At 29.7% G+C, this 16,951-nt stretch carries 13 protein-coding genes, 3 pseudogenes and 1 riboswitch; of the genes and pseudogenes, 15 read left to right on the forward strand and 1 reads right to left on the reverse strand.

Annotated elements, in window-relative coordinates; genetic code table 11:
- The first annotated feature begins 85 nt into the window (after window positions 1-85).
- The 10 genes and pseudogenes from BN2920_RS07615 to BN2920_RS07645 all read left to right on the forward strand — a co-directional run bounded on the left by BN2920_RS07615 (window position 86) and on the right by BN2920_RS07645 (window position 12,515).
- Window positions 86-1,480 (forward strand): glycoside hydrolase family protein, encoded by a 1,395-nt coding sequence (locus tag BN2920_RS07615; protein ID WP_058294430.1) that lies wholly within the window; start codon window positions 86-88, stop codon window positions 1,478-1,480.
- A gap of 81 nt (window positions 1,481-1,561) precedes the next feature.
- Window positions 1,562-3,010, forward strand: a complete 1,449-nt coding sequence (locus BN2920_RS07620; RefSeq protein ID WP_058294431.1) for a PTS transporter subunit EIIC — start codon at window positions 1,562-1,564, stop codon at window positions 3,008-3,010.
- A gap of 102 nt (window positions 3,011-3,112) precedes the next feature.
- Window positions 3,113-3,502: a VOC family protein gene (locus BN2920_RS07625; RefSeq protein ID WP_058294432.1), complete on the forward strand. Its 390-nt coding sequence runs from the start codon at window positions 3,113-3,115 to the stop codon at window positions 3,500-3,502.
- A 194-nt stretch (window positions 3,503-3,696) separates the two neighbouring features.
- Window positions 3,697-3,780, forward strand: a riboswitch (cyclic di-GMP riboswitch).
- A gap of 161 nt (window positions 3,781-3,941) precedes the next feature.
- The gene (locus BN2920_RS07630) at window positions 3,942-9,197 is read left to right on the forward strand and encodes an NPCBM/NEW2 domain-containing protein (RefSeq protein ID WP_058294433.1); all 5,256 of its coding nucleotides are present in this window, start codon (window positions 3,942-3,944) and stop codon (window positions 9,195-9,197) included.
- A gap of 462 nt (window positions 9,198-9,659) precedes the next feature.
- Window positions 9,660-10,022 carry an HD-GYP domain-containing protein gene (locus BN2920_RS22480; RefSeq protein WP_276328055.1) on the forward strand — a complete coding sequence of 121 codons (363 nt, stop codon included), beginning with the start codon at window positions 9,660-9,662 and terminating at the stop codon, window positions 10,020-10,022.
- Window positions 10,023-10,222: 200 nt separating this feature from the next.
- The gene (locus BN2920_RS21290; protein WP_141443177.1) at window positions 10,223-10,372 is read left to right on the forward strand and encodes a beta-galactosidase; all 150 of its coding nucleotides are present in this window, start codon (window positions 10,223-10,225) and stop codon (window positions 10,370-10,372) included.
- A complete protein-coding gene (locus BN2920_RS22320) occupies window positions 10,366-10,560 on the forward strand; it encodes a hypothetical protein (protein ID WP_268259401.1) in 195 nt (64 codons plus the stop codon). The genes BN2920_RS21290 and BN2920_RS22320 overlap by 7 nt, the downstream gene beginning before the upstream one ends.
- Window positions 10,557-11,099 (forward strand): annotated as a pseudogene (locus tag BN2920_RS22030) (beta-galactosidase trimerization domain-containing protein); the annotation flags it as partial. The gene BN2920_RS22320 and the pseudogene BN2920_RS22030, both read left to right, overlap by 4 nt.
- Window positions 11,073-11,261 (forward strand): Beta-galactosidase C-terminal domain, encoded by a 189-nt coding sequence (locus BN2920_RS22325; RefSeq protein WP_268259402.1) that lies wholly within the window; start codon window positions 11,073-11,075, stop codon window positions 11,259-11,261. The pseudogene BN2920_RS22030 and the gene BN2920_RS22325, both read left to right, overlap by 27 nt.
- Window positions 11,262-11,558: 297 nt before the next feature.
- Window positions 11,559-12,515 (forward strand): NAD(P)-dependent oxidoreductase, encoded by a 957-nt coding sequence (locus BN2920_RS07645; protein WP_058294436.1) that lies wholly within the window; start codon window positions 11,559-11,561, stop codon window positions 12,513-12,515.
- A 252-nt stretch (window positions 12,516-12,767) separates the two neighbouring features.
- On the opposite strand, the pseudogene BN2920_RS21690 reads toward BN2920_RS07645, so the two are convergent.
- Window positions 12,768-13,541, reverse strand: a pseudogene (locus BN2920_RS21690) (IS30 family transposase).
- Window positions 13,542-13,738: 197 nt separating this feature from the next.
- Here BN2920_RS21690 and BN2920_RS07655 point away from each other — a divergent pair.
- From BN2920_RS07655 to BN2920_RS22485, 5 genes and pseudogenes are all read left to right on the forward strand, one after another.
- Window positions 13,739-14,002 (forward strand): hypothetical protein, encoded by a 264-nt coding sequence (locus BN2920_RS07655; RefSeq protein WP_058294437.1) that lies wholly within the window; start codon window positions 13,739-13,741, stop codon window positions 14,000-14,002.
- A complete protein-coding gene (locus BN2920_RS07660; protein ID WP_058294438.1) occupies window positions 13,995-14,696 on the forward strand; it encodes a response regulator transcription factor in 702 nt (233 codons plus the stop codon). Before BN2920_RS07655 ends, BN2920_RS07660 begins: the two co-directional genes overlap by 8 nt.
- Window positions 14,697-15,022: 326 nt before the next feature.
- Window positions 15,023-15,145, forward strand: coding sequence for a hypothetical protein (locus BN2920_RS22330; protein WP_268259084.1), 123 nt, complete (start codon window positions 15,023-15,025; stop codon window positions 15,143-15,145).
- Between the two features lie 226 nt (window positions 15,146-15,371).
- The gene (locus BN2920_RS07665; protein WP_058294439.1) at window positions 15,372-16,760 is read left to right on the forward strand and encodes an alpha/beta hydrolase-fold protein; all 1,389 of its coding nucleotides are present in this window, start codon (window positions 15,372-15,374) and stop codon (window positions 16,758-16,760) included.
- A 13-nt stretch (window positions 16,761-16,773) separates the two neighbouring features.
- Window positions 16,774-16,884 (forward strand): annotated as a pseudogene (locus BN2920_RS22485) (hypothetical protein); the annotation flags it as partial.
- Window positions 16,885-16,951: the final 67 nt, after the last annotated feature.

Raw genomic sequence — 16,951 nt, forward strand, 5'->3', positions numbered from 1 at the left:
TTACATAAACATGTTAACGATTGACATATAAAAATTTGCAATCATATACATGAAAAAAATTTTATTTACTTGGGAGGAAAACACTATGCATAAACTATATTATCAACCCGAAGGTTATTGGTTTGGAGACTGTATGCCATTTTCTAAAGATGGAGTATTTTATGTTTACCACCAAAGAGACACTAGAAATCCAGCTCCATTTGGAGAGCCATTTGGATGGGCATTAGCCACTACTACAGATTTTGTTAACTACAAAAATTTTGGCGAATCTTTAAAAAGAGGAAGAGATGATGAACCAGATCAATTTATATATGCTGGAAGCGTATTTGAAGATAAAGATGGAAATCTTCATGCATTTTACACAGGATACAATAGAGAATTTTTAAAAGTAGGAAAAGTATCTCAAGTTTTAATGCATGCAACTAGTGATGACTTAGTTGATTGGAATAAATCAGAAGAAAAATTAAAATTAGTTCCACCTAAAGGATATAGTCAATATGACTTTAGAGATCCATACGTAATATGGGATGAAGAAAATCAAGAATATTTCTTAATATTAGGGGCTAGAGCTGAAGGTGATAAAAGAAAACAAACTGGAAGATTAGTTACATTTACATCTAAGAATTTAAAAGATTGGAATTTTCAAGGTGATTTCTGGAGTCCTGGTATATATACAATGTTTGAGATGCCGGAGATATTTAAAATAGGTGAATGGTGGTACTTAGTTTACTCAGAGTACTCTCAACAAAATAAAATATTATATAGAATGAGCAAAAGTTTAAAGGGACCATGGATTAGACCTAAAGATGATGCATTTGATGGAAGTGCATATTATGCAGGAAGAACTGCATTTGATGGAAATAGAAGAATATTATTTGGATGGGTTCCTACAAAATTAAATTGTGAAGATATGAACCAATATGAATGGGGCGGAACTTTAGTACCTCATGAAGTTTATCAAAGAGAAGATGGAACTCTAGGAACTAAGGTACCAGACTCAGTTTGGAATACATTTACAAATAGAGAAGAGTTAGAATCTTTGTCTTTAAAAACAATAGATACTAGAGAAGAAGCAATTATTTGTAAAGATGCTGGAAGATTATTCGCATTTGAAACAACAATAAAATTTGAAGAAGGGACAAGAGAGTTTTCTATACGATTTTATGAAGATGAAGAATTAAGGGAAGCGTATGAATATAAGTTCTCTTTAGTAGATAATAGATTCACTTTTGATAAAAATCCAAATTATAAGTGGTTCCAAATGATGAATAAAGGATTAGAAAGACCAATATATTTGGAAGTAAATAAAGAATACAACTTAAGATTAATAGTAGATGATACAATATCAACTTTATATATGGATGGAGTAGCATTAAATGCTAGAATTTATAAGAAATTTGGAGATGCAATAGCGCTTACGGTTACAGATGGTGCTATAACTACATCGAACACAACTATATCAAAAACTTTGAATAGATAATTTAATCGAATAAAAAATAAAGTATTTCTAGCAAGATAAAACTTGATAGAAATATAATGAATATACGGGAGGATAAAACTTATGGATTTTAAGCAAATAGCCCAAGAAGTCATTGAGAATGTTGGGGGAAAAGAAAATGTTAGTAGTGCTACTCATTGTATAACTAGACTGCGTTTAATATTAAAAGACAATTCTCTATATAATAGACAAGCCATTGAAAATATAAAAGGAGCTAAGGGAGTAATTTTCAACAGTGGTCAGTTACAAATTATATTTGGTTCAGGAACTGTAGAAAAAGTATATGCTGAGTTTGCTAGATTGACAGGTGCTAAAGAAGTGTCTGTTTCAGAGATGAAAAATGAAGGTATTAGTAAACAAGGAAAACTACAACAAGGATTTAAAGTATTTTCGGATATATTCATACCAATAATACCAGCTTTTATAGGAGCTGCGATGATACTTGGTATAAGATCTATTCTTACTACACAAGGTTTATTTGGAATGGAGGGTTCTCTAGCTGATAAGAGCACAACTATTGCCGATCTAGCTAAGTTCTTAAAAATAATAGCAACTACATTTGATTATTTACCAGTACTAGTAATGTACAGTGCAACAAAGCGTTTTGGTGGAAATCCTATATTAGGTCTTTTGGTTGGATTTGTTATGATACATCCAGGACTTGCAGATAGAAATCAATATGTATTAGGTACAGTAAAACCTGAATATTGGCATTTATTTGGACTTGCAATACCAGCTGTAGCATTCCAAGGAGGAGTATTTCCAGCAGTTCTTACAGCATGGTTCTTATCTAAAGTAGAAAAGATTACTGATAAGTACGCACCACAAGTTTTAGCTTATATATTAGTTCCAACCATAACTATACTATTTTCAAACTTAGCATTGTTTACTATATTTGGACCTTTAGGAAATGCGATAGGTACAGGATTAGGAGCAGTTATAGATTTATTATACAATAAAGGTGGAGCATTTGGAGCATTTGTATTTGCAGCATCACTTCAGCCACTTGTTGTCACAGGAACTCAACATGCTATACAAGGTATAGAGGCAAACTTAGTTGCTGTTACAGGATTTAACTATATACAACCAATATGGTCAGTATCTATAATAGCACAAGGTGGAGGTGCTATAGGTATGTATCTTCTATATAAGAAAAAGTCTAAGGATAGAGAGATAGCTATGTCAAGCTTTATTCCATCATTAGTTGGCATAACAGAGCCAGCAATTTTTGCAGTTAATTTAAAGTATTCAATAATACCTTTCATTTGTTCTTTTATAGGTGCAGGATTTGGTGGGGTAATAATGAAAATATTTGATGTTAAAGCAATAGGTCAAGGGTTAACTGTACTTCCAGGTCTTACAATAGTAACACCACAAACTCTTATACCTTATATTGTAGGAAACTTAGTTGCATTTACTTTACCAATTGTATTTTTATTTATATACGATAAGGTGAAGGGTGTACCTAAAGGTTATGAGGATGTAAGCAAAAAAAATAGTAAAGCTATTTAGATTAAGATTATATAGAATTGATGAAAGCTATTATCTAAGTTAATACTTAAATCATAGCTTTTGATATAAATACACTAACAGGAAGGCGAGAGGGAAAAATATATGAATTTAAATGAAAATATAACAGGGCTTCAACACATAGGGATACCAACATTAGTGATAGATAAAACTATAGAGTTTTATGAGAGCTTAGGATTTAAGGTGATTCAAAGAGAAAGCCTTGAAGATGGATCAAAAGTTGCGTTTCTTGAATTGAATAAGTTAATAATAGAAACATGGGAGAATAAATCTAATTTCAATGAAATTGGAGTTATAGATCATATAGCCTTAGATGTATGTGATATTGAAGCTGCTTTTAAGGATTGTAAAGAAAATAAATTAACTATATTAAATAAAAATATTGAATTTCTACCATTTTGGAGCAATGGAATAAAGCACTTTGAAATTCAAGGAGTAAATAATGAAAAAATAGAATTTTGTCAGAAGTTATAGAGTTATAAGTCAATTTATATATACTCAATTTATTCAGAATAAAGCAAATTAAAATATCTTAGCACAAATATAAAATGTTTGAATTTGCTTTCCATTAGGCCATGTTTCACTAACATGTTTTTTAAAACAATAAAATGTTTAATAAAGAGATATTGAAATTATTCTATAATGATGATAATATTCTAATGTATGTAAAATTAAATAGGCAAATTTAGAGAAATCTAGAGACGCAAAGCTATAGGGACTAAGGTTTATAACTATGTCAGCCAGTTGCCAAAGAGTACATTATACTTTTTGTTTTTTAGATTAATTTAGTAATATTACATTCTTTGAATATGTAAAATACTAAATTTATAAAGATAATATGAGGCTACTCTTTTTTTGAGTAGCCTTTTTTTAATGTACATCTTAGGGGGAATAATAATTATGGGGGTAAAAAATGAATAAAAGAAAAATAGCAGCCATAGTGGCAGCCGCAGTAACTATTAATTTCTCAGTATCATCAATAGAGGCATTAGCAAGTAGAATGTCAAAAGCTAAGGAAGAATTGGCCTCAACAGCAGAACCTATATTGGATAAAGAAGATATAGAAAATGCTAGTGAATTAGTAAGTGAGCAAGGAGTACAAGCTACAACTGAAGCTGCAGCAACTATAACAGAAATTGAGACAGAGCCTATAATGGAAACTACAGGTGCTGCTGTAACAGCAACTATAAGTAAATTTGATTTATTAAATAGCAGTAATATAGGTGCTTATAATGAAGTATTCAAAATGGATAATTCAAATATTGAATCTATAACTAGCAATGGAGGTAACTATAATAAGGATTCATCTATTGAGAATGCTATAGATGGCAATTTTAAGACACATTGGGAAACAGGAAAGAAAAATCAACCTGAATTTACAAATGAAGTAGTAATTAAATTAAATGAAGAAACAACTTTAAATAGAATAGTATATGCAGCTAGACAATCATCAGCTAAGGGAAAAGGTTTTGCTAAAGAATTTGAAATCTATGGATCTCTTACTGATGGAGAAGATGATTTTACATTAGTAAGTAGCGGGGAATATAAAGGTTCTACTGGTGATGTGGTAGAAATTAAATTTAATCCAACAAAGTTTAAAAGAATAAAGTTTGTATTTAAAAAAGCTGATAATTACTGGGCTTCAGCATCAGAATTTATGTTTTATAAAGAAGATAAATTAAGTGATAAAATGGATAGACTATTTACTGATGATACAATGAGTGAAATTAGTGATGAGTTTAATAGTATAGAAGATATAAATGCTTTAGAGGAAGAAGTAAAGAATCATCCACTATACAGCGATTTTAAAGAATATATAGAAAATGCTAGAGAATTATTAAATGATCAAAATGTAGAAGCTACAACAGCAACTACAAAGCAATTTGAACATTATTCTAATGAAGAATATTCAAATTTATTTAAAATGGATAATAATAATATAAAGAGTATTAGCAATAATGGAGGTTATTATTCTGGACAAGTAATAACAAATGCTATCGATGGTAATGTGGATACATATTGGGAAACTAATACATCAAATAAAGGTGATTTTACAAATGAAGTAGAGGTAGAATTTAAAGACGCTGTAGAATTAAATAGAATAGTATATGGAGCAAGAAAATCTGATAGAAAAGGATTTGCACAGGAATTTGAGATATATGGTTCTACAACATCTAAAGGAGATACATATAAACTTGTAGCAACTGGTAGTCATAATAAAGTATCTGGATTAGTTGAGGCAAAATTTAATCCTACTAAATTTAAACGAGTTAAATTTAGATTTAAAAATTCAGATCAAAACTGGGCTACATTATCAGAAATAGCATTTTATAAACAAGATGTTGTAAGCGATAAAATTGATAATTTATTTACAAATGGACTAAGAAATGAGTTATCAGAAGACTTTAATACTAAAGAAAAATTACAGGCTTTAGAAAATGAAACTAAAGGACATCCTTTAGAAAGTTCATTTAAGGAACCATTAGAGTTAGCAAAAGAAATACTTAATGGTGAATTGTCTACTGTAAAAGTTATTACAGCAGAACAACATGGAAATATGGTAGAGCATGCTAATAAAAATTTAAAGTTTGGATTTGGTAATAACAATCAACCAACAGGTATATCTGCAAAGCCAGGTGATGTAATAACGGTTTATGTTGATGCAGATCCAAGCAAGCCTCTACCAAGCTTAGCATTTTCTCAACAAGAGGGAAGCTTTGGTAATTGGATGAGAACAGTGAGTTTGAAGGTAGGTAAGAATGTAATAACTGTTCCTGAGATACCACAAGATGGTTGGTATAAGCATGAGGTAACTAAAGGTGGCCCAATATATATAGTAAATCCATACACTAAAGAAGAGCAACCTAAAACTCCAGTTATAAGATTTGCTTCGGGAGATAAATTCCCATTCCTTACAAAAGATACAAATGAAGAAGAATTCAAAAAATTCTTAATAGAATATAAAAAAGCAATGGATGAAGATATAGCTAAAAATCCTAATGTTTTAGACAGAAAGGTATTAGATATTTTCGAGTTTGTAAGTGATCATCTAGTATGGACAGGTACTGCAACTGGAGCATATAAGACTTATATTGAACAAGGAGTAAATCCTTTAGATACAATAAAATCTTACAATACTCATATGGAAGAAATTTTTAAATACTACGGTTTAGATGGAAGTAGTGAGCAAAATGACCCTAAATATATAAGGGAAAATGTTAGATTAGCACAACCATTTGCATATATGTATTCATATACTAATCATATAGGAGTATTAAGTGACGTAATGGCAAATCACTTAATTCCATTTGAAGACAGAGGACCATCTTGGGGATTAACTCATGAAATAGGTCACAGAATGGATGTAAATGCAAGATTATATGGTGAAATTACAAATAATATGTTACCTATGCATATGTCTGTATATTACAATAAAATAGATAATAGAATACCATATGAATCTAAAATTTATAAAAATGTAATAAGTGAAAATTCTAATAAATATGCAGATGGTGAAGCATTTGAGAGATTAGCTGTATATTGGCAATTAGAAATGTATAAGCCAGGTTATTGGGCTAGTTTAAATAAGTTATATAGAGAGAGAAATGTTAGCTTAGGAGATGAAAATCCTAATAACGTAAAAATGCAATATTTAATTAAATTTTCATCAGAAGTAATAGGGGAAGATTTAAGTGAATACTTTGCTAGACATGGATTTGAGGTTAATGACGAAACTAGAGATGAAACTAGTAAATATCCAAAACCAGATAAGAAGATATGGTATTTAAATAATAGTAAGGCTAAGTATGAAGGAACTGGATTCACTCAAGATACAAATTTAGAAGTTTCTTTAAACAGAGTAGAAAATGGAATTAAGTTAACATTTGATGTAGATGATAAAGTTAAACCAGATTTATTAGGATATGAAATATTAAGAGATGGTGAGGTAATAGGATTTACTGGAACTAATACTTTCACAGATACTAATGCAGATAAAGCTAAGAATTCTAAGTATGAAGTAGTACCTTATGATCTTAACTTAGGGACAGGTAAGTCTGTTTCAATATATCAATTTACACCAAATATAAATATTCAACAAAATAAGATAACTTTAAAATTAAAAGAAGAGTTTAATCCTATGGATTATATAAAAGTATTAGACTATGAAGGAAATGACATAACTTCTAAGGTTGAAGCTGTCCACAATGTAGATACGAGTAAGAAAGGTGTATATCAAGTTAAGTATACAGTAAATGATGAAGACGTAGTGGCAGAAAAGATTGTAGAAGTTGAAGTAGTAAGTGATTATGATTATTTATCAGATGAAGAGTGGACATCTGTAAAAACGGATTGGGGGACTCCAAGAAGAAACTCTAGTATAAAAGGTAGAGTAAATGGAGAGTTAAAAGAATTTGAAAAAGGTTTTGGAATACATGCAAATGGTACAATAACTTATGATTTATCAGATAAAGATTATGATAACTTCGAAGCTTTACTTGGAGTTGATTTAGGAATAGAAGCACAAAATAACTCTAGTATAAAATTTGAAATAATAGGTGATGATAAAGTTCTAGCTACAACTGATGTTTTAAAGCATGCAGATAATATGGTATATATAAATGTACCAGTTAAGGGAGTAAAAGAATTAGTAATAAAAGTTACTGATGCTGGAAATAAAAATACTTCAGACCATTCAGTAATAGCTAATCCTAAATTAACTACCAATAATGCAAAACCAAAATTAACTATACCAAAATCAGTATCTACTAAAGTTGGAGAAGTAATAGATTTAAACGAAAAATATAGTGCAATAGATGCTGAAGATGGAGATATAACTGACAAGGTTCAAGTAACTGGTAAAGTAAACTTTAATAAAACAGGAAAGTATCCAATAACTTATACAGTAATTGATAATGATGGTAATGAGGTAGTTAAAACTAGAACTATAGCAGTAGTTAATATGAATGATTATAGATACTTAACAGATTATGATTGGACATCTACTAAAAATAGCTATGCTACCCCTAAAAAAGATATATCAAATGGTAATAATACTTTAAGATTAACTAATGAAAATGGTAAGGAAGTATCATTTGAAAGAGGTATAGGAGCTCATTCAAATTCAACTATAACATATGATTTAACAGGTAAAGATTATGCATACTTCAGCTCATATGTTGGTGTGGATAGGGAAATGTTTGGTACAGTAGGATCAGTTACATTTGAAGTATATGTAGATGGAGAAAAGAAATTTGATAGTAAATTAATGAAGTCAAAAGATCCTATGAAGTATTTAGAAGTTGATATAAATGGAGCTAAAGAATTAAAACTTGTAGTAACTGACGGTGGAAATGGAAATGGATCAGATCACGCTACATGGGGAGATGCTAAACTTCATTTTGCAAATGAGATACAAGTAAATTATGAAGAATTAGAGGCACTAGTTGAGACAGCAAAGACTTACGAGAAAGATAAATATATTGAAGAATCATTTGGAGTATTAGAAGAAGCTTTAAATAAAGCTGAAGCTATGCTATTAGATAAGGTGAGTACTCAAGATGAGATAAATTCTATGATTGCAGAATTAAATGGAGCAATATCTAATTTAGAGGAAAATGTAGACTTAAATGAGGTTATAACTATAAAAGATGAAGCTCTTAAAGGCAGTATAAAAGAGGCACTTAATTTATCAGGTGATGATATAACTATAGGTGATATGCATAAATTAACAGAGTTATCATGTTCAGATAAATGGATTTCAAGCTTAGAAGGTTTAGAATATGCTAAAAACTTAGAGTTATTAGATGTATCACATAATGAAATAAAAGATTTATCACCACTTAAGAATCTTAAAAAATTAACTAAATTAAATGCAAATCCTCAAATAATAACAGAGGGTATGCTTTATGCAAAAGATAATAAAATAACTTTAGATTATAAAGTATTAAATAGAAATGGTGAGAAATTAAAACCAAAAGAAATAATTATAAGAAGTAATAGAAATAATGAAGCTATTGATTTATCTTTAGATGAATTAGTAGATGAAAATGGGGTTATTTCTTTTGATATTTCAGACTTTGATAAATATTTCCATAGTATGTATGTAATATATGAGGATAAAGAAGATAACTTCTTAACTCAATCACTTTATATGTTTAATGTAAAATAATAGAATAAAATCCCCCTTAGATTATGAAGACTTAATCTAAGGGGGATTTTGTTTATGATTTTAAGTTAGAAAAATTAATTTACTTGTAATTTGGATTAGATTTTATAAAATTATCAGAAGCAGTATATAATATTAAAATTATTAATATACAGTATTTAGTTAAGAGTAAATAATAGAGAGTAATCCTAAAGATTGATAACATTTAGATGTTTGTATATTATGTTTAACAATATCAAAAATTAACGTTGAGATAACTTTATAATATATAGTATTATAATAGCATTGATGTTTTTAGAATTTATAACAATAAATGCTTCAGGGGTGGAAAATGATAGAAGTAAGTTTAAAGAACATTTTAATGATAATACAAAAAACTCTAGATTCAGTAGATAATAGAATGGTAGGGCATGGAGAAGAGGTAGCATATGATATAGAATATTAAGTGATTTAGGTTTAGATGACATAAGAGATATATCTGCATTACATCATGAAAAATTAGATGGGACAGGATATCCATTTAAATTAAAAGATAGTGAGATTTCACTCGAAGTAAGAATAGTTGCAATAGCAGATATAATAAGTGCTCTTGTTGGTAAAAGAAGTTATAAAGGGGAATTCCCTAAAGAAACAGTAATATCAATATTATATGATATGGCATTAAATAATAAGATTGATAGTGATATTTGTAACATAGTAATAGATAAATATGATTTCATATTGGGTAGAGTAAGAGCAAATACAAAGGAAACGTTAACTATATATAATAATATAATGAAAGAATATGAAGATCTTTTAAGTAACTTTGAAAAAAAGAGGCTTATTTAATAGACGTTTAACTTTATAATATAAGATTTACAGTTATGAATAAAGTAGCCTCATATAGGCATATAGCAGGGAACCGTATCACAAGTAGATGATACGGTCCTTCTTCTTTAAATAGCTATATTAAGCTAAAATTTATAATAGAAAATCTTTGAAAGGAGTATTTAGATTAGCATGTTATTTACCAGCACAAATAACTTGAGGTGATTTTTGGAATATCTACAGCAACTATGCCAGCATGGCTTGCAAAAAAACATCCAGATGTATTAGAAGAATTTGAAGATAATACTACAGGGGCTATTTTGATAAAAGTTTTGACTTTTCAAAGATTGCAAGACATATTGATATCGTAGCATATAATAATTATCCAGTATGGGGAGGGCAAAGAGAGCCAATACCAGCTCATGAAATTGCTTGCGGATTAGATTTCATGAGAGGTACTAAAAGAGAAAATTTTTGGATGATTACAGAAGCTATAATGGGAGCACAAGGCCATGATGTTATTGGATATCTCCCAAGACCAAACCAAGCTAAGATGTGATCATATCAAGCTATGCACATGGCTGTAATTCTCTTATGTATTTTAGATATAGAGGTGAAACTAAGGGAGCAGAGCAATATTGTTATGGAATAATAGATCAAGATAACAAGAAAAGAAGAAAATTTCATGAAGTTCAAGAAAGAATTAGAGAATTTGTTAAAAATGACGGTAAAGTAGTATTTAGTTTTAGAACAGCTATTAAAGATTACTATAATAATCTAACATTAGGTCAATACAATCCAAGTTTTTATACAGATTTAATAGGTGGATTTGTTGAAGAAATAGAATCACTTCAAGAAGGACAAAATGTTACAATCAAAGATATAAATGAATTTTAAGGTATAGAAGGTAGTGGCACAGTATTTAGAGATATGCTTAAAACAACTACTGCAGAAAGCTTATTTATGTATGATGATGAATTTTATAATGAATTATCAGCAGTAACTTTAAATAGCTTTGAAAAAGGAGAAGCTTATTATATAGGCACTGGTGTAGATAATGATATTATGGACATGTTAGCAAAAAAGATAATAAATGAAGCTAATATTGAGTATATAGAATCAGAAAATAGTGTTGAAGTTGTTAAGAGAGTGGTTAATGATGATGAAGAATATTATTTTGTCATGAATCATACTCAAGAGGTTAAAGTCTTTGATGGAATTACTTTTAAGGCATATGAAAGTAAGATAATAAAGAAATAATAAGGAATAGAGTCTATTAACTGAAAGCCTTATAGAAAATAAAATTTAAACAATAATGTTGAACTAATCTAAGAAAGGATTAAATAAGACTCTAGATAGTTTTGTGTTATTAAGACATTTATCATTAAAATATTACTGGGAATTTTGTTTTCCAGTAATATTTTTTTATATTATATATATATGTTGTATAATATCTATATAAACAGGGATAAAAGTATAAATATAATAGTAAAAACATTACCTGTTAAGAACATTAGTATATAGTAAAATTATATTACTAGGAAAGCTGGGGAGAAAATGAGTAATATTGTATTTCTTAATTCAAGCAAAATAAACTTTGATAATAAGTTAGATTTTTCAAAAATGGATGATTTGGGTAAAGTTACTAAATATGAAGATAGTAGTACTGAGGAGATTTTAGAAAGAGTTAAAGATCAAGAAATAGTAATTACCAAGGAGATGACAATTGGCAGAGAGTTAATTGAAAAATTTCCGTCTAGTGTTAAATTAATCTGTGAAGCTGGCACAGGCTATAATAACATTGATATTGAAGCTGCAAAAGAAAAAGGTATATATGTAGCTAATGTTCCAGGCTATAGCAGTGAGGCAGTAGCTCAATTGGTTATTACATTTATACTGAATTTAACATCATCATTATCAGAACAGCAAAGGATGATTGAAAATAAAAATTACGATAACTTTACTAAGTATCTTCAAGTACCTCATTTTGAAATACAAAATAAAACTCTTGGAGTTATTGGAGCTGGAGCTATTGGTCAGCAAGTAATAAAAGTGGCTAAGGCTTTAGGAATGAACATACTTGTGTATAGTAGAACTCCAAAAGATTTAGGGGATTCAACTATTAAATTTGTGAGTCTTGAAGAACTTCTTAAAAAATGTGATTTTGTTACTTTGCATTGCCCTCTAACTATTGATACAAAACATCTTATTAATAAATCTAAATTAGAACTTATGAAGCCAGGAGCTTGTATTATAAATACTGCAAGAGGTGCAATTATAAATGAAATTGATTTAATTGAAGCCCTTAAAAATAAAAAAATTGCAGGAGCAGCACTTGATGTTCAAGAACAAGAGCCTCCTGAATTAAATAATCCACTTTTTAATATGAAGAATGTTATTCTTACTCCACATATAGGATGGAGATGTCTTGAATCAAGACAAAGACTTATAAACCTATTAGCTGAAAATGCTGAAGCATTTATTAAAGGAAATCCTATTAATATTGTTAAATAATATTAAAGTATGTTTAAATATAAATTAATATGTGTTTTTTTATATGACGAATTGTCAAGCTAAGTGCAACACTTAGCTTGACAATTCGTTAAATACTTCTAATGGAGTCTTGAATCCAAGACATTTCCGTGGCCTATTATTTAAAATATTTTCAACAATATCAACATCTTCTTGTGTTATAGTAGAAAAATCGAATTTCTTAGGAAAAAATTCTCTAATTAGTCCGTTTGTATTTTCGTTTGTTCCTCTTTGCTATGAACTATATGGATCTGCAAAATACACATTAACTTTCAAAGTACTCTCTAAATCTAAATAACCTGCAAATTCTTTGCCACGGTCTACAGTTAGTGTCTTTACAGTAGTATTATTGAAGCTATTGAAAGCTTTAATGCAATATTCATTAAAAGTATTAGCTTTTCTATTAGGTATTAATTTAATTTTGGTTAATCGTGTTTTCCTTTCAACGAATGTTGAAAGACATGCTTTTGATTTACCTCTACTATAAACTACAGTATCAAGTTCTCAATGACCAATTTCTTCTCTTTTCTTTATTTCCTTTGGCCTTTCTTTAATTGTTTTTCCTGTATTGAATTTACCACGAGTTTCTTTAGGCTTTAAAGATTTTCCTTTCCTGCGTAGCAGTTCAACGGAACATTTTTCTAATAATCTTTTGTAAATCCAGTTATATATGCTACTGAATGAAATTTTCTTATTAATAAGATCAATCTTCATTTGTTCTGAAATTTGTTCTGGAGACCAATGTGCACTCAATTTTTCTTGAACATAATCAACTATCCAAGCGTCAGCAATTTTACCACAAGGTCTGCATTTCATTCTTCTTTTTTCATAACTTTCTTGAGCTATATGTGCACTATAATTTCCATTAAGATTGTTTCTTTTAATTTCTCTTGATATAGTTCCTTTATTTGTTCCAAGCTCTTTAGCAATTTTAGATAAACTCCATCTTAAATTTAAATATTCTACTATACAATAACGTTCATTTATAGTAATATGTTTATAACTCATATAGTCACGTCCTTTAAAGTGGTTTTCTCGTAATTATTACTTTAACATGAACGTGCCCATATGGGTTATTTTTTGTAATTAATTAGTGTTGCACTTGATATTGTAATTTATCGCAAAAATAAAAATATGAAGTTCGAAAGATTCACATTGGTTGTATAATTAAATTATGCTACTAACAATTAGAGGGGGATTACAAAATGGCTCGTTTAGGAGCTTCTGTTTATCCAGAACAAGAAAAAATTGAGGAAATAGATGCTATTTTAATTAACAACAAAGATGGAATTCATATTGAAATGTCTGCAGCATTTGTTGATCTCATTGAAAAAGCTATAGCTAATAGCGCTAATATTGAGAATTTATCAATTGATCTTCAATTAAGACATTTTACAATTAGTTTTAATATCACTACAATAAGTAGTGATGTTTTATATAAGAAAGAAAAGGAGATTTGCTATGCATAAGGAAAAAATATTGGTAGTAGATGATGATGAAGATATTATAAGAATTCTTAAAATATACTTAATAAATGCTGGGTATGAAGTAGTACTTGCTAGCAATGGGAAAGAAGCATTAGAACTTATAGAGGATAGCATTAAGTTAATACTCCTTGATGTGATGATGCCAGAAATGAATGGAATAGATGTTTGTGTAAAAATTCGTGAAAAGTATAATATGCCTATAATATTCTTAACAGCTAAATCAGAGGTAATTGATAAGGTAGCAGGACTTGCAGCTGGAGGAGATGATTATATTACAAAACCATTTCAAGGTGTTGAGCTGATTGCTAGAGTGCAAGCAAATTTAAGAAGATACACACAAATGGAGAATAAAAATTTTACTGAAGATGATATGGTCAACATTTGTATTAATGATTTGAATATTAATTTAAGTTCCCATACTGTAGAGAAAAATGGTAGGGAAATAAATTTAACTAGGACTGAATTTTCAATATTGAAGCTATTGGCTCAAAATAGAGGCAAAGTATTTAGTATTGAGCAGATATATGAAAATGTATGGGGGCATGAAAGTATATTAAATGCAGAAAATACGGTTTCGGTTCATATAAAAAGATTAAGGGAGAAAATTGAGGATGATAATAAAAAGCCAAATTATATCAAAACGGTTTGGGGCGTGGGTTATAAGATTGATCAATAAAACTAGAAATCATCAATACAATATCTGCAAGATTCCAAAAACCAATGCTGCCAATTATTATGAAATTTAATGAAGGATAGGTTGATATTAAAAATATAGTTGAAAAAAGCATGACTAAAGTTGTGCTTTTTTATTTAAAGTAATTAATTTTTATATGGCTAACTTTTTCATAAATAGGTTATAACATAGTCGCCTTGGCGATTTTTTTATTTCTTAAAAAATTCTTAAAGAAGTCTTAAAGAATTTATCAAAGAGCTTTAAAAATAATAATTTATAATATAAGTAATGAGGGGATAGGTTAAAGGGATTAGGATATATTAATTTTCATGGAATGTAATACATCTATTGCCTTGAATTTAAAATATCCAAATATGTTTGCTGCATTACTGCTTATTGTTAGACCATGGGATACTAAGACAATATCTGAACTGACTAAAGTTAATATGTAGATTATTAATTCAGAAGGGGATGATAAATAATATGCTGGCATAGCTAACAGGGACTTGATAGTTACGTAGGTAAAATCCTAATCATAATAAGATAAGTATAGCTTGGGTTAGTGAATTTTTGTCTAAAAGTTCATATTACTTGATATACAAAATTATAAACTATTAAAAAAGAGAGTATAGTGTACTTGCTTGTACGCTAGATATTTAAGAAAGAAGGAAGTAAAGAATGAGAAATAAAAAAATAATATCGACTATAGCAGTAGCCTTAATTATCTTTACATCAACAAGTTTATCAGCATGTTCATCCAATGGAGGAAGTGCTAAAACAACACCTGCAAGTGATCATATAAAAAGCGTCACAGCAATTAATGAAGTATTTGGGGATGGACAAAAGGTAAGTGCTGTAGCATTGGAATACGATAGTGAGATAGATACCTCTAAGCTGGATACATCAGATTTTACAGTTGAAGGAAAGACTGTTACAAAGGTATATGCTAATACTGCAGCAGAAAAATCTGATGAAGGTGCAAATGGTAAATATGTAATTGCTGAACTTGATACGACTATTACATCTGAGTCAGAAAATGGTGGAAACGGAGGCGATGGCGGCGGTGGTAAGGACCAAAATGGAAATGATCAGCAAGGCGATTCTCAAGGCGCTTCTAAGGGGGGCGATAAGGCCACTGGTGATGAAGGTGGCCCAAAGTTAGGAGATCCAGCCACTGATTCAGCTGAAAGCAAACCATTGACAGTTAACATAACGCAAAGTGATGATATCTCAACTGTAGATGGTCAAATATATAAGGCAGATTCAAAAGTCATGACAAATACTAATGCCGTTAATTTAGTAGTAGATGACTTCCAACAGCTTGTTTATACAGATCCAAACTATAATGATGCAAAACTTATGTATAATTTATATGTACCAAAAAATTATGATCCATCTAAAAAGTATCCATTAGTGTTATTTATGCATGATGCTGGTGTTGTAAGTAACAACCCTACAAATACATTAACTCAGGGCTTAGGAGCTGTTGTATGGGCAGAACCATCTGAACAGGCAAAGAATGAATGCTTTGTACTTGCACCACAATATAATAGTATTATTGCTGATGATACTTCTCAAACTACTGAAGCAATGGATATGACAGTAGACCTTATAAAAAATTTGGAAACTCAGTACAGCATAGATTCTAACCGTTTATATAACACTGGACAATCAATGGGAGGAATGACTTCTATTGCTATGAACATCAAGTATCCTGATATGTTTGCAGCATCACTATTGGTTGCTTGTCAGTGGGATCCGACAAAGGTAGATCCTATGGCAAATAAAAACTTATGGATAGTTGTATCTGAGGGTGATAACAAGGCTAATCCAGGTCAGGATGCCATTACTGAGGAATTAAAGACACAAGGAGCTACTGTAAGCAAGGCAACTTGGAATGCAGAAGCTAGTAAAGAGGAATTAGCAACTGATGTAAGTCAAATGCTTGCTTCAAATAGCAGTATCAATTATACAGTCTTCAAGGGAGGCAGCCATAGATATACTTGGCAATATGCTTATTCAATTGAAGGTATACGTGATTGGCTATTTCAACAGGTGAAGAAGTAATCTCTATGAAAATGGTTTGGGAGTAGCAAAGGATACAAATAAGGCTATGGAATGGTATCAAAAAGCAGTAGATGTAGGTTATGCTGATGCCAAAGCATCACTTGATAGAGTGAAACAGAAATAAAGAATGATAAATATTAAAGATAGAAGTTTTAGGCAGTAGTAGTATAAGAATTACTACTGCTTTTTGA

The sequence above is a fragment of the Clostridium neonatale genome (assembly GCF_001458595.1).
In the GTDB taxonomy this organism is placed as follows: Bacteria; Bacillota; Clostridia; order Clostridiales; family Clostridiaceae; genus Clostridium; species Clostridium neonatale.

Excerpts from the sequence above, each read along its gene's own strand:
- BN2920_RS07615 (WP_058294430.1), top strand. The coding sequence starts at position 86 with ATGCATAAACTATATTATCAACCCGAAGGTTATTGGTTTGGAGACTGT.
- BN2920_RS07620 (WP_058294431.1), top strand. The coding sequence starts at position 1,562 with ATGGATTTTAAGCAAATAGCCCAAGAAGTCATTGAGAATGTTGGGGGA.
- BN2920_RS07625 (WP_058294432.1), top strand. The coding sequence starts at position 3,113 with ATGAATTTAAATGAAAATATAACAGGGCTTCAACACATAGGGATACCA.
- BN2920_RS07630 (WP_058294433.1), top strand. The coding sequence starts at position 3,942 with ATGAATAAAAGAAAAATAGCAGCCATAGTGGCAGCCGCAGTAACTATT.
- BN2920_RS22325 (WP_268259402.1), top strand. The coding sequence starts at position 11,073 with ATGTTAGCAAAAAAGATAATAAATGAAGCTAATATTGAGTATATAGAA.
- BN2920_RS07645 (WP_058294436.1), top strand. The coding sequence starts at position 11,559 with ATGAGTAATATTGTATTTCTTAATTCAAGCAAAATAAACTTTGATAAT.
- BN2920_RS07655 (WP_058294437.1), top strand. The coding sequence starts at position 13,739 with ATGGCTCGTTTAGGAGCTTCTGTTTATCCAGAACAAGAAAAAATTGAG.
- BN2920_RS07660 (WP_058294438.1), top strand. The coding sequence starts at position 13,995 with ATGCATAAGGAAAAAATATTGGTAGTAGATGATGATGAAGATATTATA.
- BN2920_RS22330 (WP_268259084.1), top strand. The coding sequence starts at position 15,023 with ATGGAATGTAATACATCTATTGCCTTGAATTTAAAATATCCAAATATG.
- BN2920_RS07665 (WP_058294439.1), top strand. The coding sequence starts at position 15,372 with ATGAGAAATAAAAAAATAATATCGACTATAGCAGTAGCCTTAATTATC.